At 63.6% G+C, this 19,669-nt stretch carries 17 protein-coding genes; 6 read left to right on the forward strand and 11 right to left on the reverse strand.

Features of this window, described 5'->3' with window-relative positions; all coding sequences use genetic code 11:
• The first annotated feature begins 169 nt into the window (after positions 1–169).
• Complete coding sequence (locus U0029_RS01030) at positions 170–2,218, forward strand: primosomal protein N' (RefSeq protein WP_114852059.1); 2,049 nt, start codon at positions 170–172, stop codon at positions 2,216–2,218.
• 52 nt (positions 2,219–2,270) lie between these two features.
• Positions 2,271–4,325, forward strand: coding sequence for a UvrD-helicase domain-containing protein (locus tag U0029_RS01035; RefSeq protein ID WP_012418847.1), 2,055 nt, complete (start codon positions 2,271–2,273; stop codon positions 4,323–4,325).
• 138 nt (positions 4,326–4,463) lie between these two features.
• On the opposite strand, the gene U0029_RS01040 is transcribed toward U0029_RS01035, so the two are convergent.
• The 9 genes from U0029_RS01040 to U0029_RS01080 form a co-directional block, all read right to left on the reverse strand.
• Positions 4,464–5,594: a M20 family metallopeptidase gene (locus tag U0029_RS01040; protein WP_114852058.1), complete on the reverse strand. Its 1,131-nt coding sequence runs from the start codon at positions 5,592–5,594 to the stop codon at positions 4,464–4,466.
• 25 nt (positions 5,595–5,619) lie between these two features.
• Entirely contained in the window at positions 5,620–6,525 is a 906-nt protein-coding gene (locus U0029_RS01045) for an alpha/beta hydrolase (protein ID WP_114852057.1), read from the reverse strand.
• A 2-nt stretch (positions 6,526–6,527) separates the two neighbouring features.
• Positions 6,528–7,538: an ABC transporter ATP-binding protein gene (locus U0029_RS01050; RefSeq protein ID WP_012418844.1), complete on the reverse strand. Its 1,011-nt coding sequence runs from the start codon at positions 7,536–7,538 to the stop codon at positions 6,528–6,530.
• Complete coding sequence (locus U0029_RS01055; protein WP_012418843.1) at positions 7,535–8,512, reverse strand: ABC transporter ATP-binding protein; 978 nt, start codon at positions 8,510–8,512, stop codon at positions 7,535–7,537. Before U0029_RS01055 ends, U0029_RS01050 begins: the two co-directional genes overlap by 4 nt.
• Entirely contained in the window at positions 8,509–9,429 is a 921-nt protein-coding gene (locus U0029_RS01060) for an ABC transporter permease (protein ID WP_012418842.1), read from the reverse strand. Before U0029_RS01060 ends, U0029_RS01055 begins: the two co-directional genes overlap by 4 nt.
• A gap of 8 nt (positions 9,430–9,437) precedes the next feature.
• Positions 9,438–10,415 carry an ABC transporter permease gene (locus tag U0029_RS01065; RefSeq protein WP_039051320.1) on the reverse strand — a complete coding sequence of 326 codons (978 nt, stop codon included), beginning with the start codon at positions 10,413–10,415 and terminating at the stop codon, positions 9,438–9,440.
• A 290-nt stretch (positions 10,416–10,705) separates the two neighbouring features.
• The gene (locus U0029_RS01070; RefSeq protein WP_012418840.1) at positions 10,706–12,331 is read right to left on the reverse strand and encodes an ABC transporter substrate-binding protein; all 1,626 of its coding nucleotides are present in this window, start codon (positions 12,329–12,331) and stop codon (positions 10,706–10,708) included.
• Positions 12,332–12,589: 258 nt separating this feature from the next.
• Positions 12,590–12,823, reverse strand: coding sequence for a hypothetical protein (locus U0029_RS01075; protein ID WP_012418839.1), 234 nt, complete (start codon positions 12,821–12,823; stop codon positions 12,590–12,592).
• A 90-nt stretch (positions 12,824–12,913) separates the two neighbouring features.
• Positions 12,914–13,795 (reverse strand): NAD(P)H-hydrate dehydratase, encoded by an 882-nt coding sequence (locus tag U0029_RS01080; RefSeq protein ID WP_012418838.1) that lies wholly within the window; start codon positions 13,793–13,795, stop codon positions 12,914–12,916.
• Between the two features lie 78 nt (positions 13,796–13,873).
• Between U0029_RS01080 and U0029_RS01085 the strand changes: the two genes are divergently transcribed.
• Complete coding sequence (locus U0029_RS01085) at positions 13,874–14,689, forward strand: enoyl-CoA hydratase/isomerase family protein (protein WP_114852056.1); 816 nt, start codon at positions 13,874–13,876, stop codon at positions 14,687–14,689.
• Positions 14,690–14,697: 8 nt separating this feature from the next.
• On the opposite strand, the gene U0029_RS01090 is transcribed toward U0029_RS01085, so the two are convergent.
• Both U0029_RS01090 and U0029_RS01095 read right to left on the reverse strand, forming a co-directional pair.
• Positions 14,698–15,432, reverse strand: coding sequence for an enoyl-CoA hydratase-related protein (locus U0029_RS01090; RefSeq protein ID WP_012418836.1), 735 nt, complete (start codon positions 15,430–15,432; stop codon positions 14,698–14,700).
• Positions 15,429–16,409: an NAD(P)H-dependent flavin oxidoreductase gene (locus U0029_RS01095; protein ID WP_114852055.1), complete on the reverse strand. Its 981-nt coding sequence runs from the start codon at positions 16,407–16,409 to the stop codon at positions 15,429–15,431. The genes U0029_RS01090 and U0029_RS01095 overlap by 4 nt, the downstream gene beginning before the upstream one ends.
• A gap of 130 nt (positions 16,410–16,539) precedes the next feature.
• On the opposite strand from U0029_RS01095, the gene U0029_RS01100 reads away from it, so the two are divergent.
• The 3 genes from U0029_RS01100 (at position 16,540) to U0029_RS01110 (ending at position 19,658) form a co-directional block, all read left to right on the forward strand.
• The gene (locus U0029_RS01100; protein ID WP_012418834.1) at positions 16,540–17,172 is read left to right on the forward strand and encodes a TetR/AcrR family transcriptional regulator; all 633 of its coding nucleotides are present in this window, start codon (positions 16,540–16,542) and stop codon (positions 17,170–17,172) included.
• Positions 17,173–17,177: 5 nt separating this feature from the next.
• Complete coding sequence (locus tag U0029_RS01105) at positions 17,178–18,323, forward strand: acyl-CoA dehydrogenase family protein (protein WP_114852054.1); 1,146 nt, start codon at positions 17,178–17,180, stop codon at positions 18,321–18,323.
• Positions 18,324–18,431: 108 nt separating this feature from the next.
• Positions 18,432–19,658: a CaiB/BaiF CoA transferase family protein gene (locus U0029_RS01110; protein ID WP_012418832.1), complete on the forward strand. Its 1,227-nt coding sequence runs from the start codon at positions 18,432–18,434 to the stop codon at positions 19,656–19,658.
• The last annotated feature ends 11 nt before the right edge of the window (positions 19,659–19,669 follow it).

A 19,669-nucleotide genomic window follows, 5' to 3' on the forward strand; every position in this document is an offset into this window, starting at 1 on the left:
TATGTCTTGCCAGATAGGCGAGGCATGTGGCAAAGAGGCGTGGCAAGATTGTTTTGCGCTTTTCCCCAAAGTTATCCACAGGCTGAGGAAAACTTGTTCAAACCCCTCTGCCGGTTTGAGCCTTAGCGTCTTTTTCCAGAAAACACTTTAAGTTGGAACACCGTTTGCCATGAACGGCCATGTCCGCTCCGTCTGGGTTCGCGTTGCGCTGGACGTGCCTTTGCACGGCCCTTTCGATTACCGCATGCCGCAAGGCGGCGGCGTCGTTGCGGCCGGCAGCCGGGTCATCGTGCCCTTTGGGCGGCGCAAACTGGTCGGGGTGGTGCTCGAGCTGCCGGCCGAGCCTGCTATCGATCCGGCTCAGGTGAAGGAGGTCGAACAGGTATTGGAGGATCTTCCCCCTTTCACGGCAGACTGGATGCGTTTGGCGCGTTTCGCCGCTGACTACTATCAGCGTCCCTTGGGCGAGGTCATGCTGCCTGCCCTGCCCCCGCCGCTGCGCAAGCCCTCGGCTTATCAGGGCAAACGTTCTGGCGCCGGCCCGGTGGCGCGTTTGGATGCGCGCAAGCCGCGTTCCCAGGCGGGCGCCGTGGCGGCGGACACGGCGCCCCCGCTGAATGCAGAGCAGGCAGCCGCCGTGGCGGCCATCGGCGCGATCGCGGGTTTCAAACCCCTGCTATTGCATGGGGTGACCGGTAGCGGCAAGACCGAAGTCTATTTGCATGCTGCGCAAACGGTGTTGGCGGCCGGCAAGCAAGTGTTGCTGATGGTTCCGGAAATCAATCTCACGCCCCAGCTGGAGGCGGCGCTACGCGCGCGGCTGGAGAGTCTGGTCGGTCAGGATGGTCTGGCGGTATTGCATAGCGGCTTGTCCGATGGCGAGCGTTTGCAGGCCTGGGCGCGGGTGCAGCGCGGGCAGGCCCGGATGTTGCTGGGCACGCGTATGGCGATTTTTGCGCCCTTGCCCGATCTGGGACTGATCGTGGTCGATGAAGAACACGACACTTCATATAAGCAACAGGACGGTTTGCGATACTCGGCTCGCGATCTGGCCGTCTGGCGCGCCCATGACCGCAAGATTCCGGTGGTGCTGGGCTCTGCAACCCCTTCGCTGGAGAGCTGGCATCACGCGCAGCGGGGGCACTATCTGCTTCTGACGCTGGCCAATCGCGCGCGCGCGGCCGAGCTGCCCCAGATCCGGCTGGTGGATACGCGGCGCCTGCCGCTCAAGCACGGGCTGTCGCCGCAATTGATCGACGCGATCACCGAGCGGCTGGCGCGGGGCGAACAGGCGCTGGTTTTTCTTAACCGGCGCGGCTATGCGCCGGTGCTGCATTGCGCGTCCTGCGGCTGGATGACGCACTGTCCGCGCTGCTCGGCCTGCACGGTCTTGCATCGCACGGGCGGCTATCGGCTGCACTGCCACCATTGCGGCTATCAGGGGCCGGTTCCGCGCGCCTGCCCGGATTGCGGCGATCAGGATCTGCAACCGATGGGGCGCGGCACGCAGCGCGTCGAAGAACATTTGGCCGAGTTGTTTCCCGAAGCGCGGATCGCCCGTATCGATGCCGACAGCACGCGCCGCAAGGGTAGCGCGCAGGCCTTGTTTGCTTCGGTCCATGCGGGCGAGGTGGACATCCTGGTGGGGACGCAGATGGTGGCCAAGGGACATGATTTCTCGCGTCTGGGGCTGGTCGGCGTGCTCAATGCCGATTCCATGTTGTTCTCGCAGGATTTCCGTGCGCCCGAGCGTTTGTTTGCCCAGTTAATGCAGGTTGCCGGACGAGCCGGACGTCACACCGGGGGCGGTGAAGTGCTGATTCAGACTGCTTATCCCGAGCAGCCGGTGTATCAGGCCTTGCTGCGGCACGATTACGCTGGCTTTGCCCGTCATTCGCTCGAAGAGCGCGAGGTGACCGGCATGCCGCCCTTTGCCTATCAGGCTTTGCTGACCGCCGAGGCGCGCGAAGTGGCCCAGGCGTTGGCTTTCTTGCAGTCTGCGCGCGATGCTGGCGCGGCCTTGAACGAGACGATTACACTTTACGATCCCGTACCCCTGCGCATTGTGCGGGTGGCAAACGTAGAGCGCGCCCAATTATTGGTGGAAAGCGCCAGCCGGCCGGCCTTGCAGGCCTTCTTGCCGTACTGGATGGACACGATCGCGGCCTTGGCTACGCGGGTGCGTTGGCAACTGGAGGTGGATCCCCTCGATATCTGATCGTGCTTCGCCAGCCTGTTTCCGCCCCGCCCGACTCGACTCGCTCATTCCCATGTCCACAGATGCTCCTATTGGCCACGGCCTGAATCCCGCACAGAAAGAGGCAGTGCTGTATCTGGACGGCCCTTGCCTGGTGCTGGCGGGGGCTGGCAGCGGCAAGACGCGTGTCATCACGCAGAAGATTGCCTATCTGTTGCGTGAGTGCGGTTATATGGGGCGCAATGTGGTGGCGCTGACGTTCACCAACAAGGCGGCGCGCGAAATGACGGAGCGGGTCAAGCCGCTGGTTGACCGCAAACTCGCCAAGGGGCTGACCATCAGCACCTTTCATGCGCTGGGCGTGCGCTTGTTGCGCGAAGAGGCGGTGCATGCCGGGCTCAAGCCCCAGTTCTCCATTCTGGATGCCGATGACGCCATGGCCATCATCCAGGATTTGCTCGCGACGACGGATCGTGGCCGCCTGCGGGAGGTGCAATCCATCATTTCTTTGTGGAAAAACGCCTTGCTAGAGCCCGATGATGCGGCCAAGGTGGCCGTCACGCCAGGCGAGGTCGAGGCGGTGGCGGTATACCGCAGTTATGCCGCGACGCTGGCGGCCTATCAGGCGGTGGATTTCGACGATCTGATACGCATCCCGGCCAAGCTGCTAGAAGACAATGAAGCGGTGCGCACGCGCTGGCAGAACCGGGTGCGCTATCTCTTGGTGGATGAGTATCAGGACACCAATGTCTGTCAGTACCGTTTGGTGCAGTTGCTGACCGGGACGCGCTCCATGTTCACGGCGGTGGGTGACGATGACCAGGCCATCTATGCCTGGCGGGGCGCCACCATCGAAAATCTGGCCAAGCTGACGACCGACTATCCCAATCTCAAGCTCATCAAGCTGGAGCAGAATTACCGTTCCGTGCAGCGCATTCTGGCGGCCGCCAATAATGTGATCGAACGCAATCCTAAACTGTTCGAGAAAAAACTCTGGTCCGATCTCGGTGCGGGTGAGCCCATCACGGTAAGCCCGATGGATGGCGAAGAGCATGAGGCCGAATCCATTGCCATGAAGATCTCGGCGTCGCGCTTCGAGCGACAGGCGCAATGGAAGGATTTTGCGATTCTGTATCGCAGCAATCATCAGTCGCGCGTGCTGGAGCAGGCGCTGCGCAACCTCAAGATTCCGTACACGATTTCGGGCGGCCAGAGTTTTTTCGACAAGGCCGAAGTGCGCGACGTGCTGGCCTATCTGCGTCTGGTCGCCAATGACGACGATGATCCGGCTTTCATCCGCGCGGCCACGACGCCCAAGCGCGGTATCGGTCAGGCTACCTTGCAGACGCTGGGGCAGTATGCCGCGCAGCGTGCGATTTCTCTGTTGGAAGCCTCGGCGGAAGAGGGCCTGGAGGCGCTGCTGCAACCCCGCCAACTGGAGCCGCTGCGCACCTTTGGCGAATTCATCCGCCGTATTCAATGGCGGGCCGGCCGCAGCGCCGAAGGCGCCGCCACCCGTGCGGCCGAGCCCGCCGGGCCTTTGCTCGATGATTTGATGTCGGCCATCGACTATGAGCGTTTTCTTTTCGACAGCCTCGAAGAACGTCCGGCTCAGAATCGCTGGCAGAACGTGCTGGAATTGATGGCCTGGCTCAAGCGCAAGGCGGACGAAGACGGCATGACGCTCTTTGAGCTGGTGCAGCATGTGGCGCTCGTCACGATGCTGGAGCGCGGCGAAGACGAGGAGCCCGACGCGGTCAAGCTTTCGACCCTGCATGCCTCCAAAGGGCTGGAGTATCCCCATGTGTATCTGGTGGGCGTCGAAGAAGGCTTGTTGCCCCATGTGGGCCGCGATGAAGAGGATACCGATCCCGACGCCAATAACCTCGCCACGCGCATTCAGGAAGAGCGCCGCCTGATGTATGTCGGGATCACCCGCGCACAGCGCAGCTTGCACTTGAGCTGGTGCCGCAAGCGGCGGCGCGCACGTGAAGACCGCGTGTGTGAGCCATCGCGCTTCATTGAGGAAATGGGCCTGGTTCAAGCCGTTCGCCAGGAGGATCCGGCCATTGCGGCCATGAGTCCTCGCGAACGTTTGGGCATGCTGAAATCCCTGCTGAAAAAATAAGATTCTTGCTTGCTGCCCCCCAAGGGGGCTTTTTATCTTGGGACGGCCCGGCGATAAAAAACCGCTCACCGACCGTGATGACATGGTGGGTGAGCGGTTTTTTCGGGGGCGTCGGGGTATCGACGCTGGCGGGCTGGTTCAGGCCAGGTCGCGCAGTAGCAAATGCCAGAACTTGGCGCGCATTTCGAGCGTGGAGATCTGGATGTACTCGTTTAGCGTGTGCGCGCCGTCGCCATCGGCGCCCAGGCCGTCTAGCGTGGGCACGCCCAGCGCGGAGGTGAAGTTGGCGTCGCTGCCGCCGCCGGTCATCGGGGCGTCTTCAAGCGGGAAGCCGGCCTCGTTGGCGTAGCCCTGGGCCAATTCCAGCAGTTCGGCCGAGGCCGGCGTTTTGACCATGGGCGGCCGGTTGAGCTTGACATCGATGTCGAGTTCGACATCGGGGCCGACCGCGCACAGCTCGCGCATGCGGCGCAGCACATCCGAGGCCGCACCCATGTCAGGCACGCGGAAGTCCACCACGCAACGGCACTGGGCCGGCACGGTGTTGGTCACGGTGCCGCCGGAAATCGTGCCGACGCTGACCGTGACGCCGCGCTCGTAGTCGGTCATGGCTTCGAGCGCCAGCACTTGATGCGCCATTTCACGGATGGCGCTGCGGCCCTTGTCGTGCGCCATGCCAGCATGGGCCGGCCGGCCCTTGACACCCAGGCGCAGCATGCCGGTGCCCTTGCGGGCGGTCACGCATTTGCCGCCGTTGGGGCGGGCCGGCTCACAGACCAGGGCATACTTGGCCTGCTTGGCCAGGCGCTCGATATGCGCGCGCGAAGCATGGCTGCCGGTTTCTTCGTCGGGCACCATCAGGAAGTCGATGGGCAGGCGCGTGCCATGCTTGCCGGTCAGGCCGCTCAGACCCGCCAGGGCCAGCACGATGCCGGCCTTCATGTCATAGCTGCCCGGGCCGTAGAGGCGGTCATCTTCGATGCGGCAGGGGTTATCGCTCAGGGTGCCCACCGGGTGCACCGTGTCGATGTGAGCCAGGATGAGGATGCCGTGGCGGGTGTCGCCGGCTTCGCGGGTCGTGGCGTAGACCATGGGGCCGATGTCCTCACCCAGGGAGGTGAGTTCGACGCGCAGGCCCACTTCGCGGGCGCGCGCGGCGGCCAGCTCGGCCATGGCGGTGATGCCCTCGGCATAGTGGGAGGGCGATTCGCATTGCACCCAGGTCTGGATTTCGGAAACGAGTTCTTGCGTAGTCGGAAGCTTGTGCATGGCAATGTCGCAGAGGTTGGGGGACTCAGGCGGTCTGGTTACCGGCCAGCTCGGCCAGTGTGGCGTCGTCAGGCATGCCGCCGTCAAACCACAGGTGGGCGGCGACGGCGGACATGGCGCGTCCATCATGGCCGATGCCGGGCACGCTTTGCAAGCGCCAGCCAAAAGGCAGGCCGCGGCGCTCGGCTTCCTTGCGGCCGGCTTCAAAGTAGTTGTAAGCGCGTGCGTAACGGTGCGGCCCCTGGCGCAGGGCTTCGGGTTGATTGGGCAAATTCGGATCGGCGGTGTCGATATCCTGATCGCCCGCCAGAATCACCATTGGATAGGCCAGTAGCCGAGCCAGGTGTTCCTCGTTCAGGCCGACTCCGCCCATGCCTTCCGGGAAAGTCAGATCCAGGGTGGGCAGGGTGTACCAGCCGGCGTTGGCCGCCATCACGCCCTTAAAGGGCGTGTGCGGCTGGCTGCTCATCAGGCGGTGCACGAACTGGCCGCCGGCCGAATGGCCGAAGAGATAAACCGGGTTACAGGCGGAAATCTCGGAGGCGGCGAGATCCTTGAGCACACGGCCCACCATCGCGTAGGTCCAGCCGTCGACATGGCGCGGGTTGCCCGAGGGCGTGAAGACGCGCCCATTGTTATAGCTGTCCAGGCCCGGCCAGATCTCGTTGGAAAAGGTCGGGGCGATGATGAGCAGGCGGTGCTTGTCGGCTGCCGGAATCCAGAAATCGCGGTAGTCGTCGCCATTGCGCAAGACGCCGTGCTGTACGATGACTACCGGGTCTTCCGGGGTGTAACCGTAAGGCCGGTAGGTATTCAGCGTGAAAGGGCGATCGGCGTTGCGGTCGTCATCCACATACGAAAAGCTGTTGCGTCCGGCATGGCCCAGCTCGATGGCGATGCGTTCGGCGTTGCTCAGTTCGACGGGTTTCATGATCAGGCTGCGGAGTCGTTGAGGTGGCAGGCCGAAACATGGCCTGGAGCAATGGTCTTGAGCTCGGGCACTTCTTCTCTGCAGCGCTGCGTGGCGTGCGGGCAGCGCGGATGGAAGGTACAGCCCGATGGCGGGTTCAGGGGCGAGGGAATCTCACCCCGGATGGGCGTGAACTGGCGTCCGCGCCGCCCCACATCCGGTACCTCGGCCATCAATGCCTGAGTATAAGGATGATTGGGATGGGCGAAAATCTCCGATGCCTTGGCCTGTTCGACGATCTTTCCGAGATACATGATGGCCACGCGATCGGAGATGTGCCGCACCACGCCCAGGTCATGGCTGATGAACAGGTAGGTGAAACCATGCTGTTCGCGCAGATCCATGAACAGGTTGATGACCTGAGCCTGGATGGATACATCCAGCGCGGCGACGGGCTCATCGCACACCAGAAACTTGGGCGCGACCAGCAAGGCGCGGGCGATGCCGATGCGCTGGCGTTGGCCGCCGGAAATCTGATGCGGAAAGCGATCACGGTACTCGCGGTCCAGACCGACTTCGGCCAGGGCGCGGTCGATACGGCCGGGGATCTCGGCGGACGGCGCGAGTTTGTGCACCTTTAGTGCTTCGCCAAGGATCTGGCGCAGGCGCTGGCGCGGGTTGAGCGAGGCCTGCGGGTCCTGGAAAACCATCTGCACGCCGAGCGTGTAGGCCAGCTTGTCGGCCCCTTGCAGGGTGTTGACTTCCCGGCCTTGGTAATACAGTTCGCCCGAGCTTTGACGATGCAGGCCGGCCACGACGCGGCCCAGTGTGGACTTGCCGCAACCGGACTCGCCCACCAGTCCAACGACCTCGCCGCGCGCAATCGATAGTGATACGCCGTTGACGGCATGCACGGTGCGGCGGTCGATGGGTTTGCCGGCCAGGGCAAGAATGCGTTGCGCCATGTCCGGGCGGCTTTCAAATCGCTTATGGACGTCGCGTAGTTCGATAACGGGGGTGTCGGCTTGGGTCATGCGGCCTCTCGGGCAATCGGCACATAGCAGCGGAAGCTGCGCGGCCCTTCATGGGTGGCGGCAGGAGGCTGCTCGGTACAGCGGGGAATCACGTTCGGACAACGGGGCCGGAAAGCACAGCCCGAGGGGCGTGCCGACAGGCTGGGCGCCATGCCGTTGATCTGGTGCAGGCGGCTGCCAGGCATGGACTGCGCGGGCATGGAATCCAGCAGGCCGCGCGTATAGGGATGGCGCGGCGCATCCAGCACTTCGTTCACCGGGCCGGTTTCGACAATGCGGCCGGCATACATGACGGCTACTTTGTCGGCGAGCTCGGCCACTACGCCCAGGTCGTGGGTGATCCAGATCAGGGCGGTTTGGTACTTACGGCAGATCTCCTGCATGCGATACAGAATCTGCCCTTGAATGGTGACGTCCAGCGCCGTTGTCGGCTCATCGCAGATGATGAGGTCGGGGCGGTTGAGCATGGCGATAGCGATGGCCACACGCTGACGCATACCGCCCGAAAATTCGTGCGGATAAGCGTTCAGGCGTTTTTCCGGCGAGGGAATGCCCACCATGGCGAGCGCTTCGCGGCAGCGTTCCAGGGCTTCTTGGCGCGGCATTTTTTCATGCGTGAGGATGGCCTCCAGCATCTGTTCGCCGACCTTGAGCACCGGATTCAGCGTCATGAGCGGGTCTTGGAAGATCATGGCGATGCGGTTGCCGCGCAACTGGCGCATCTGTTCTTCGCTCAGGGCCCTCAGGTCCTGACCCTTGAAGCGGATTTCGCCCTCGACGACTTCTCCGGGCGGGTCGATCAGACCCAGCAGCGAGAAACCAGTGACCGATTTGCCGGAACCGGATTCGCCCACGAGGCCGACGACTTCGCCGCGTTTGACAGTGAGGTCGACGCCGTCGACCGCCGGCCAGGCGCCGGCTTCGGTATGGAATGCGGTGCGCAGGCCGCGCACCTCGAGAATAGTGTCACTCATGCTCGTCGAGGGTCCAGGCTTTCGCGCAGGCGGTCGCCCACGATGTTGATGGTCAGGATGAGGATCAGCAGGGCCAGGCCCGGGAACAGGCTGATCCAGTAATCACCCGAGAGCAGGTATTGGAAGCCGTTGGCGATCAACAGGCCCAGCGACGGTTCGGTCACCGGCACGCCGACGCCCAGGAAGGAGAGCGTGGCTTCCAGCACGATGGCATTGGCGATCTGGATGGTGGCGAACACCATCACCGGCCCGATACAGTTGGGCAGCAGATGAAAGAGCATGATGCGCCAGGCCGGAAAGCCGAGGTTGGCCGCCGCTTCGACATACTCTTTGCGCCGCTCCTGTAGCGCCCGGCCGCGCATGATGCGCGCGTAATGCGCCCATTGCACGATGACCAGGGCCAGAATCACCTTGTCTACGCCCCGGCCCATCATGGCCAGCAGCACCAGGGCCACCAGAATGGTCGGGAAGCCCAGGATGAAATCGACCAGACGCATCAGGATGGAGTCGATCACGCCGCCGGTATAAGCCGCCAGCAGGCCGACTAGGCTGCCGATGGCGGTGGACAAGGCCACGGCCGTCAGGCCCACGAACAGGCTGATGCGCAGGCCATACAGAATGGCGCTGAGCATGTCGCGGCCCTGGTCGTCGGTGCCGAGCCAGTAGATGCCACCTTCGGCCATGGGCGAGCGCGGCGCCAGCCGGCCATCCAGCAGGTTGAGATTGGCGAGGTCATAGGGGTTTTGCGGCGCGAAGAAAGGCGCCAGCAGCACCACTGCGATGAGAATGAACAGGGCGAGCGCCGACCCGCGCAGGGTCGGGCGGCTGCGCAGCTTCTTCAGAATTTGCGCGCGTCGCGGGGTTTCGGCCAGGGGCGGAACCGTGCGCGTGCGGCCATTGCTGGAGGATGTTGCCATGGCGAACCTTAATGTGCGGGGGCGACCAACTGCACGCGCGGGTCGAGGGCGGCGTACATGATGTCGACAATGAGATTGATGATGACGAAGATCAGCGTGACCAGCATCACATAGGCCACCACGACAGGGCGGTCGAGCTGGTAGACGCTATCGATCAGCAACTTGCCCATGCCCGGCCAGGCGAACACGGTTTCAGTGATGGTCGAGTAGGCGATCAGTTGGCCGAATTCCATGCCGATCACGGTGACGACCGGGATCAGAATGTTGCGCAGAATGTGGCGGCGCACGATACGGCCAGGCTTGACGCCCTTGGCCCGCGCGAACTTCACATACTCCTGCGACTGGGCTTCGACCACGCCGCTGGCGGTCATGCGCAGGACCAGCGCGATATTGGCCAGCCCCAGGTTGATGGCCGGCATGATGACATGGGCCCAGCCTTCGGACGAAAACAGCGAGAACGGGATGCCGAACACCGTGATGGTCGGTCCGCGTCCGGAGGCGGGCAGCCAGCCCAGCCACACCGAAAACAGCAGGATCAGCATCATGCCCTGCCAGAAATTGGGCAGGGAGAAGCCTAGCACCGACGTCCCCATGATGCCTCGGCCGAGCGGCTGGTCGCGGTACAGGCCGGCGACCAGCCCCAAGGGGATGCCGAAAACACAGGTCAGCGTGATGGCGACCAGCACCAGTTCAAAGGTGGCCGGCATGCGTTGCAGGATGAGTTCGAGCGCGGGGATGCCGTGCACGAAGGAGTTGCCCAGATCGCCGTGCAGGGCGCGCCACAGGAAGTTGAGGTATTGCTCCCAGACGGGCAGGTCCAGGCCGAGGCGGGTAATCATCGCCTGACGGGCTTCCATGCTGGCTTCGGGGCTGACCAGCAGTTCGATCGGGTCCCCCACGGCGTACACCGCAAGAAAGACAACCAGCGATACCGCTAGCAGAACAAACAGGCTTTGAATCAGCCTGCGCAGGATAAACAAGGCCACGTTTTGATTTCCTTGGTGGTCTCAATAAACGGCGCGCCGGTCAGGCGCTCCGCGAAAAACTTGGGTTCCGGGGCCGATAAGCCTCGCGCGCTTCGCGCCAGGCCATGAGGGCTGGGAAGCCTGTCGATGTCCGTCGCCTGTGCGGCGTTTTGGCTCTCATCGACGGGGATGGCGGGCGAGATTGTATAGGGGTTACAAATCTGACCATCCGGGAAGGAACAAGGGCGCCGCCATCGGCGGCGCCCCTGGGCGGGTCAGCATCCTTCATGAAAGGGCTGGACCCGCGTGGCTTACTTCTTGTCCGCGGGTTTGACCGAGGTGGCCAGCGTGTACTGGTCGCGGCGGCCCTCGTAGGTCAGGCCCTTGCGGAAGGCCCAGATGCTGCTTTCGAAGTGCAGCGGGATCAGCGGCACATTGTCCAGGGCGATCTGCGTGGCCTGTTGCAGCAGCTTTTCGCGCTTGGCCGGATCGACCGTCACGATGGCTTCCAGATAGACCTTGTCGAAGTCGGGGTTGCTGAAACCGCCGTAGTTGCTGGTGCCCAGGCTCTTGGGCGAATCCAGCGAGGCGACCCACAGTTGGAACAGACCCGAGGCCTCGCCCACTTCAGACGGCCAGCCGCCGATCGGGAAGCTGAACTCACGCTTGGCGCGCTTGGGGAAGTAGATCGAGGCGGTCATGGCGTCAACGTTGGCCTTGATGCCGACGCGCGACAGGTACTGCGCCACAGCCTGAGCCACTTGGCCGTCATTGACGTAGCGGTCGTTGGTGGTCGAGATGGTCATCTCGAAGCCATTCGGGTAGCCCGCCTCGGCCAGCAGCTTCTTGGCGCCTTCGGGGTCGTACTTGATTTCAGGGGCGTTGGCCAAACCGCCGAACATGCCGTCAGGCATGTATTGGTAGGCGGGCGTAGCCAGGCCGTCCATGATGCGCGACACGATGGTCTTGCGGTCGATCGCCATCGAGATGGCTTTGCGCACACGCAGATCCTGGAGCGGATTCTTGCCGTCGGCCGCTTTGACGAAGGGGCTTTCGGCGCGGCCCACGTCCGGCTGGAAGAACACCAGGCGGGTGGACGGCGTGGCGACGTAGCCGTATTGCGGATTGGACTTGATGCGCTGCAGATCGCGTGCGGCCGGGTTTTCAATGACGTCGAAGTCACCCGAGAGCAGGCCGGTCAGGCGCGGGCCCGCATTGGGCACGGGCACCATCTTGACTTCTTTCCAGGCCGGCTTCTCGCCCCAGTAAAGCTCGTTGCGGCTGAGTTCGATACCCGAGCCCTTCACGTAAGACTTCAGGGTGTAGGGGCCAGTACCAATGGCGTCCTTGCCATTGTTGAAGTCGGCCACGGTGGGCCACTTGCCAGTAACGCCGCAACCCTTTTTCGGATCGAAGGTCAGCTTGCCGTGCTCGACAATGCCGTTCCAGATGATGGGCAGACCGCGCGCCAGTTCGGCGGGCATCAGCGGCAGCGGTTCGGCCGTCTTGATGATGACGGTGTACGCATCGGGCGTTTGCACGTCCGTGATGCGCTTGGTCATGTCCATGTACGACTGCGAGACATTGGTCTCGTTGTTCAGCGTACGGCAGATGGTGAACAGCACATCCTCGGAGGTGAAAGGCTTGCCGTTGGAAAACTTGACGTCGTCGCGCAGCTTGAATTCCCAGGTCAGGTCGTCCAGGGTTTTCCAGGACTTGGCCAGCGAGGGCTTGAGCTTCATGTCCGCATCCCGCGCCACCAGCGAGTCATAGACGTGGGCCGCGAAGGCGTCGTTCTGCGTTTGCTTGTGATAGTGCGGGTCGGCCGACGTGGGTTCGGACGACAGCGCGATCTTCAGGTTTTGGGCAAGGGCGGCGCTGCCGGGCGCGGCGACCATGCCCGCCGCCAATGCGGCCAGGAGGAGGCGAGACTTCATGTAGGACAAATCCGATGAGTAAGGCCGCGATTTTGTTGGGCACTCAGGACATTGTCAACGATTGGCCAGCCAAACGCCTGCATCCTCTGACCATTTATTGCGCTGTGTCAGAGGGATTAAATGGGGCGTATTGGGGAAATCCCTAGGGGTTTCCGGAAAGAACCGCGCCGGTTGGACCGGCGCGGATGGCGCCCGAGGGAGAGGGAAGGCGCCAGGAGAAGGCGTGACCCTGTTTGGCGTCACACCGTTGTCAAAGCCTTACCACTGCGAGCCGCTGTACCAGGCGCTTTGGGCGCGGGCGCGATTCATCGACTCGTTGACCTCTGCCACGAAGGCGAAGACGGCGCCGATGCTGCGGCGGATGCGGCGAGCCACGTTCTTGATATCGACGAGGGGGGGCAGGGAGGATTGGTTTTCCATGACGCCACACAGCAGGTCACGCTCGAGCGCGTCGGTCAGGCGGGCATTTTGGTTCAGGATCAGGTGGCTCATGGCTTACTCCAATCATCTCTTTATCGGATTTGGTATAAGCCATTATAGGGAAAACCCTAGATGCAGTGCAACAAAAATCTAGGGAAAACCCTAGTTTGTTGTAAAGCTGCCGCCGGGGAGGGGTGGGTGAATCAGCCGGCCGTTGCGGATGGCGCGGGCGGCGTCAGCCAGTTCGCCGGCCGTCAGGCCGATGGGCCCCACTCCCTGGGCGGCCAGGGCGTCAGCAGCCGCGCCGTGCAGCCAGACGGCGGCGGGCACGGCCTGTTCCGGCGGCAAGGATTGGGCCAGCAAGGCGCCCAGCATGCCGGCCAATACATCGCCGGTGCCGGCCGTGGCCAGGCCTGGATTGCCTGTCGGGTTGCGCAGGCAAGCGCCATCGGGGGCACAGACCAGGCTGCCCGCGCCCTTGAGCACGATCCAGGCCGTGAAGCGCCGCGCCAGCGCCTTGGCTGCCGCCGGGCGGTCTGCCTGTACCTGGGCTGTGGCGCAGGCGAGCAGACGCGCCGCCTCGGCGGGGTGCGGGGTCAAGACCACGGTGCCCTTGCCCCAGCTCGGATCAAGCTTGCCCGAGGCCAGCAAATTCAGGCCATCGGCGTCCAGCACCAACGGCGCCCCGGCACGCGATTGAAACAGGAGCGATAGCGTTCGAATGGCGTAATCCGAGGTGCCAATGCCGCAGCCCGCCGTCCAGGCCGACAGCGTCAGGCCGCAGGTCAGCAGATGGTCCGCATCGCGCACCATCAGTTCCGGTTGGAGGGGGTCGCAGGCCAGCGGACTGGGTGTCTCGGCCAGGCCGACCAGTACTTTCCCGGCGCCGGTCTTGAGCGCGGCGCGCGCCGCCAGCAAGGCCGCGCCCGTCATGCCCGGGCCGCCGCCCAGGATGCCCAGACTGCCGAAACTGCCTTTATTGCTATCGCTCGGGCGGGGGGCGAACAGATCGGGAAACTGCTTGGGCGCGATCAAGGCGGGCATTTTGTCTCCGGGTGCATGGGGTCTTTCCACTATAGTGCCCAAAACCGGGCGCACCGTCGCGCCTGTCTGGAGACCGAGATGACTGCTGATCCCACCCTGGCGCACTATGCGCGCTATCAATCGCTCAAGCTGCGCCGCCACCCGGAAGGCGTGCTTGAACTGATCATGGGCGCCAAGGACGCCAGCGGCAAACTTTCCACGGCGGATCATCGCTTGCATCGTGAACTGGCGGATATCTGGCGTGATATCGACACCGACCCGGAGACCCGTGTGGTGGTCATCCGTGGCGAAGGCAAGGCTTTCTCGGGGGGCGGCGACCTGGATCTCGTGCAGCAGATGGCGGACGACTTCGAGGTGCGCACGCGTGTCTGGCGCGAGGCCCGCGACCTGGTCTACAACATCATCAATTGCAATAAGCCGGTGGTTTCGGCCATGCACGGCGCGGCGGTCGGTGCGGGTCTGGTGGCGGGCTTGCTGGCCGACGTGTCTATCGCTGCGCGCGATGCCCGCATCATCGACGGGCATACCCGTCTTGGCGTGGCGGCCGGCGATCATGCCGCCATCGTCTGGCCCCTGCTGTGCGGTATGGCCAAGGCCAAGTATTACCTGCTGCTGTGCGAGACGGTCAGCGGTGAGGAAGCCGAGCGCATCGGTCTGGTGTCGCTATGCGTCGATGAGGCCGAGTTGTTTGAGCGCGCATTCGAGGTCGCGACCCGGCTGGCGCGAGGGTCGCAGACGGCAATCCGCTGGACCAAGTACGCCCTGAATAATTGGCTGCGCCAGGCCGGCCCCAGTTTTGACACCTCATTGGCGTTGGAATTCATGGGCTTTTCCGGCCCGGATGTGCGCGAGGGAATCCAGTCGCTGCGCGAGCGCCGCGCCCCGGAGTTTTGAACGCGGCCTCATGGTCTGGGAGCAAAAAACCGCGCAAAGGCCGCCTGGGCTTCGGGGCTGGCCAGCCGTTGGCGGAACTGCTCGGCTTCGCGGTCCAGCGTGGCGTGCAAGGCCGGGCGTTGCGGGCCGCGCATCAGTGCTTTCGAAATACGCAGGGCCTGCCGTGGCTGGGCTGCCAGCCGCGCCGCCGTGGTCTGCGCGGCGGCAAGCGCCTGGCCGCTTGCCGTGACCTGATTGATCAGGCCCGCGTCACGCGCGGCCTCGGGACCGAAGCTCTCGCCCAATAACAGCCATTCGGCGGCGCGGCGGGCGCCCGCGATATGTGCCAGTGCCTGGCTGGAGGCCCCTTCCGGGCACAGGCCTAGCGCCAGAAAAGGCATGCGCAGTGTGGCGCCCTGGCCGGCGTAGACGAAATCGCAGTGTTGCAACAGCGTGACGCCGATGCCGATGGCATACCCCTCGACGGCGGCGATGACCGGCAGATCGCAATCGATCAGGGCGCGCAGGAAACGCAGGCCGGGGCTGTCGCCTTCGTTGCGACCCGCCTGAAAGTCGCGCAGGTCGTTGCCGGCGGTGAAGTGCCCGCCTGCACCCGTCAGGATGATGGCACCGATGTCCATGTCGCTGGCGCGCAGTGCCTGAGTGAGCCTGTCATAGCTGGCCGTATCCAGCGCATTGCGGCAGGCCGGGCGGTTCAGGGTCAGGGTAAGCACGCCATCGTGGCAGGAGGAGAGAACGCTCATGCAACGCTCCGGCCGGCGAGCCGCGCCCGGGCGGCAGCGTATTCGGCTCGCAGTTGCGCGACGATCTCGGACGTGGGCTGTATCCCCTCGATGCTGCCCACTCCCTGACCGGCTCCCCAAATATCTTTCCAGGGCTTGGCGCGTGAACTGCCGAAATTAGCGGCGCCGCTTGCCGGCGCCGGGAGGTTGGCCGGGTCCAGCCCCGCATTGATGATGCTGGCTTTCAAGTAGTTGCCCGGTATGCCGGTGAAAAATGGGGTGTACAGAATGTCGTTGGCGCAAGCGCGCACCAGGGCCTCTTTGTAGTCCAGGCTGGCGTTGGCTTCGCGGCTGGCGATGAAGCGGGTGCCCATATAAGCGAAGTCTGCGCCCATGGCCAAGGCGGCCAGCACGCCAGCGCCCGTGGAGATTGCGCCGGACAGCGCGATGGGGCCGTCATAGAAGCGGCGGACTTCGGCCAGCAGGGCAAAGGGGCTCAGGGTGCCCGCGTGGCCGCCCGCGCCGGCCGCCACTAGGATCAGCCCATCGACGCCGGCCTCCAGGGCTTTTTCGGCGTGGCGGATGGTGGTGACATCATGGAAGACCTTGCCGCCCCATCGATGTATGCCGTCCACGAGATCACCGGGCGCGCGCAGGCTGGTGATGAGGTAAGGCACGCGGTAGCGGGCGCATTCGGCCAAGTCATGGTCAAGGCGATCGTTCGATTGATGAATGATTTGGTTGACTGCATAGGGGGCGACCACCGCCTGTGGATGGTTTTTGCGGTAATCGGCCAGGCCCGCCTCGATTTCGGCCCGCCAATCGGCCAGCAGGCTCTGCGGCCGGGCGTTCAGCGCGGGAAACGCGCCCATGACGCCGCTGGTGCATTGGGCCAGCACCAGGTCCGGATTGGACACGATGAACATGGGAGAGCAAATCACAGGCAGACGCAATTGGGCAGACAGCGTGGCGGTCAGCGTCGTATCAGGGGCGTTCATAAGGGTTTCCGACAGGGGCGTTGCGCGAGGCCGCAGCTATAATTACCTACCGGCTGTCCGGTAATTAATGAAATCCATTTAACGCCAGCCGCCAAACGGCTGTCAATTCAGGTTCTCCCGCCCGACCCCCATGCCTGCCACGCCGTCTTCTGCCCGCCGCGCCGGACGCCCGCCGACCTTGGCCGCGCCACGCGAACGCATCCTGGATGCCGCTGCGGCCTTGTTCGCACGCAGCGGCTATGAAAATAGCTCGATTTCTGATTTGGCTTGCGCGATCGGCGTATCCAAGGCGGCCATCTATCACTACTACCCGACCAAGCAGGACATCTACGACGCCATCATTCTGGATGTGTTGAGCGGCCTGTTGTCGGCGGTCACGCAGGCCTGCGATCCCGAGCGCGGCGCCCGCGCCCGGCTGCGGGCGTTCATGGTGGCGCATGCGGACTACTTCGAGACTCATCACGATCAGTTCGTCACCATGCTGGTCGGCTATTCGGGAATGGCCTCGCCAGAGCGGGCCGATGCGGCGGCATTGCGCGATCGCTACGAAGGCCTGCTGCGCGCCATTCTGGCTCAGGGGATAAGCGAGGCGGTCTTTCGCGAGCGCGATATCGCCGCCACCGGACGCGCCGTCTTGTCCCTCTTGAACTGGATGGTGCGCTGGTACAAGCCCGGCCAGGGCCAGAAGGCAGGCGTCGTTGCGGAAGACTATTTCAACCTTATCGCCGGCGGTCTGTGCCGGTCTGACACTGACACGAGGTAAGCGCCATGGCGTTGGACCAAGAAACCCTGACTTTGCTGCTCGATGCCGTACGCCGTTTCGTTGCCGAGCGGCTCGTCCCTGCCGAAGAAGCGCTGGCGCATAGCGGCCAGATCCCGCAAGACATTGCTCATGAGATGCGCGAGCTGGGTTTGTTCGGGCTATCGATCTCGCCCGAGTACGGCGGTCTGGGCCTGACCATGACCGAGGAGGTCGAGGTGGTGTTCGAACTCGGCCAGACTTCACCGGCCTTCCGTTCGTTGGCGGGCACCAATATCGGCATCGGCTCGCAAGCCATCGTGCTGGCGGGTTCCGAGACGCAGCGCCGCCACTATTTGCCGCGTCTGGCCAGCGGCGAGCTGATCGGTGCTTTCGCGCTGACCGAACCCGACGCGGGCTCGGACGCGATGGCCATCCGCACCACCGCCACCCGTGACGGCGATCATTACATCCTCAACGGTACCAAGCGCTACATCACGAATGCGCCGATTGCCGGCCTATTCTCCGTCATGGCGCGGACCGCGCCCGAACGTCGCGCGGACTCGATTTCCTGTTTTTTGGTCGAGGCTGGCACGCCGGGCATCACGCTGGGCAGGCCCGACAAGAAAATGGGCCAGGCGGGCGCCCTGACCTGCGATGTGGTGTTTGATAACTGCCGCGTGCCGGCTAGCGCACTCTTGGGCGAGCAGGAAGGCAGCGGGTTCCGCACCGCGATGCGCGTGCTGGACAAAGGCCGCCTGCATATTGCCGCGTTGTGCGTGGGTATCGCGCAGCGCCTCATACGCGATGCCACGCGTTATGCGCAAGACCGCCAACAGTTCGGCAAACCCATCGCCGAGTTCCAGTTAGTGCAGGCCATGCTGGCCGATAGCCAGGCCGAGTGTTATGCGGCGCGCTGCATGGTGCTGGATGCCGCGCGCAAGCGCGACCGGGGCGAAAACACCACGATGGAGGCGGCCTGCGCCAAGATGTTCGCCACCGAAATGGTTGGCCGGGTGGCCGATCGCGCCGTGCAGATCCATGGCGGCGCGGGTTATATGGCGGAGTATGCGGTCGAGCGTTTTTACCGCGACGTGCGTCTGTTCCGCATTTTCGAGGGCACGACCCAGATCCAGCAATTGCTTATCGCACGGGAAATGTTGAAGGCGCTTTAACTTTGTGCGGCAGACGCACAACATCGTGCGCAAAACGAAAAATGCCTGGGAACACCTGGGGCTAATATGCCAGGTTCTCCGACGCTTATTTCAAGATTCAAGAAAACCATGTCGCAACGTACTGCTCCCCTGACTGGCATCCGCGTGCTGGATCTTACCCGCGTGCTTGCCGGTCCCTGGTGCACCCAGAACCTCGCGGATCTTGGCGCTGAAGTCATCAAGATCGAACGCCCCGGCTCAGGCGACGATACGCGCGCCTGGGGTCCCCCCTATTTGAAAAACGCCGCCGGAGAAAACACCAGCGAAGCCGCCTACTATCTGTCGGCCAATCGCAATAAATTCTCCGTGACGCTGGACATCGCCACGCCGAGGGGCGCGGAGCTGGTGCGCGAACTGGCCATGCAATCCGACATCGTGGTCGAGAATTTCAAGGTTGGCGGCCTGCGCAAATACGGGCTGGACTATGAAAGCCTCAAGGCGATCAATCCCCGCCTGATTTATTGCTCGATAACGGGCTTCGGCCAGACGGGGCCCTATGCCAGCCGTCCTGGCTATGACTTCATGATTCAGGGCATGGGTGGCCTGATGAGCATTACCGGGGAACGCGACGACCTGCCCGGCGGCGGCCCTCAGAAGGCAGGCGTGGCCGTGACCGATCTAATGACCGGCATGTATTCCACCGTCGGTATTCTTGCCGCCATCATTGAGCGCGAGCGCAGCGGTCTGGGCCAGCATATCGACATGGCGCTGCTGGATTGCCAGGTGGCCATGCTGGCTAACCAGAATCTCAATTTCATGACATCGGGCGTCGCGCCGCGCCGCGCCGGCAATGCACACCAGAATCTGGTGCCCTACCAGGTATTCGCGGCGGCCGATGGGCACCTTATCGTGGCCGTGGGTAATGACAGCCAGTTTCGCAATTACTGCCGTGTCATCGGCATGCCCGAGCTGGCTGACGACGCGCGCTTTGCCACCAATCCGCAGCGTGTGCGCAACCGCGACGCGCTGGTGCCGATGCTGGCCGAGCGCATGCTGACCGGGGCTCGCGACACCTGGCTCACCGAGCTGGAAGCCGCCGGTGTGCCGGCCGGTCCGATCAATACCTTGGATCAGGTTTACCAGGACCCGCAGGTGCTGGCGCGCGGCATGAAGCGAGAATTGCCGCATCCGGTGGCCGGCGTGGCGCCCATCGCGGCCAGCCCGCTCAAGCTATCGGAAACGCCGGTAGCGTATCTGCGCCCGGCGCCGATGCTGGGCGAGCACACCCATCAGATTTTGAGCGAGCGGCTGGGCTTGTCTGATACGGAAATCGAGGCGCTGGCGCAGCCCGCCTGAGCGGTAACGAT

Source organism: Bordetella avium, assembly GCF_034424645.1.
In the GTDB taxonomy this organism is placed as follows: Bacteria; Pseudomonadota; Gammaproteobacteria; order Burkholderiales; family Burkholderiaceae_B; genus Bordetella; species Bordetella avium.

Excerpts from the sequence above, each read along its gene's own strand:
- U0029_RS01055 (WP_012418843.1), bottom strand. The coding sequence starts at position 8,512 with ATGAGTGACACTATTCTCGAGGTGCGCGGCCTGCGCACCGCATTCCAT.
- U0029_RS01040 (WP_114852058.1), bottom strand. The coding sequence starts at position 5,594 with ATGCACAAGCTTCCGACTACGCAAGAACTCGTTTCCGAAATCCAGACC.
- U0029_RS01105 (WP_114852054.1), top strand. The coding sequence starts at position 17,178 with ATGGCGTTGGACCAAGAAACCCTGACTTTGCTGCTCGATGCCGTACGC.
- U0029_RS01095 (WP_114852055.1), bottom strand. The coding sequence starts at position 16,409 with ATGAACGCCCCTGATACGACGCTGACCGCCACGCTGTCTGCCCAATTG.
- U0029_RS01100 (WP_012418834.1), top strand. The coding sequence starts at position 16,540 with ATGCCTGCCACGCCGTCTTCTGCCCGCCGCGCCGGACGCCCGCCGACC.
- U0029_RS01060 (WP_012418842.1), bottom strand. The coding sequence starts at position 9,429 with ATGGCAACATCCTCCAGCAATGGCCGCACGCGCACGGTTCCGCCCCTG.
- U0029_RS01075 (WP_012418839.1), bottom strand. The coding sequence starts at position 12,823 with ATGAGCCACCTGATCCTGAACCAAAATGCCCGCCTGACCGACGCGCTC.
- U0029_RS01030 (WP_114852059.1), top strand. The coding sequence starts at position 170 with ATGAACGGCCATGTCCGCTCCGTCTGGGTTCGCGTTGCGCTGGACGTG.
- U0029_RS01070 (WP_012418840.1), bottom strand. The coding sequence starts at position 12,331 with ATGAAGTCTCGCCTCCTCCTGGCCGCATTGGCGGCGGGCATGGTCGCC.
- U0029_RS01085 (WP_114852056.1), top strand. The coding sequence starts at position 13,874 with ATGACTGCTGATCCCACCCTGGCGCACTATGCGCGCTATCAATCGCTC.
- U0029_RS01035 (WP_012418847.1), top strand. The coding sequence starts at position 2,271 with ATGTCCACAGATGCTCCTATTGGCCACGGCCTGAATCCCGCACAGAAA.
- U0029_RS01045 (WP_114852057.1), bottom strand. The coding sequence starts at position 6,525 with ATGAAACCCGTCGAACTGAGCAACGCCGAACGCATCGCCATCGAGCTG.
- U0029_RS01090 (WP_012418836.1), bottom strand. The coding sequence starts at position 15,432 with ATGAGCGTTCTCTCCTCCTGCCACGATGGCGTGCTTACCCTGACCCTG.
- U0029_RS01050 (WP_012418844.1), bottom strand. The coding sequence starts at position 7,538 with ATGACCCAAGCCGACACCCCCGTTATCGAACTACGCGACGTCCATAAG.
- U0029_RS01110 (WP_012418832.1), top strand. The coding sequence starts at position 18,432 with ATGTCGCAACGTACTGCTCCCCTGACTGGCATCCGCGTGCTGGATCTT.
- U0029_RS01080 (WP_012418838.1), bottom strand. The coding sequence starts at position 13,795 with ATGCCCGCCTTGATCGCGCCCAAGCAGTTTCCCGATCTGTTCGCCCCC.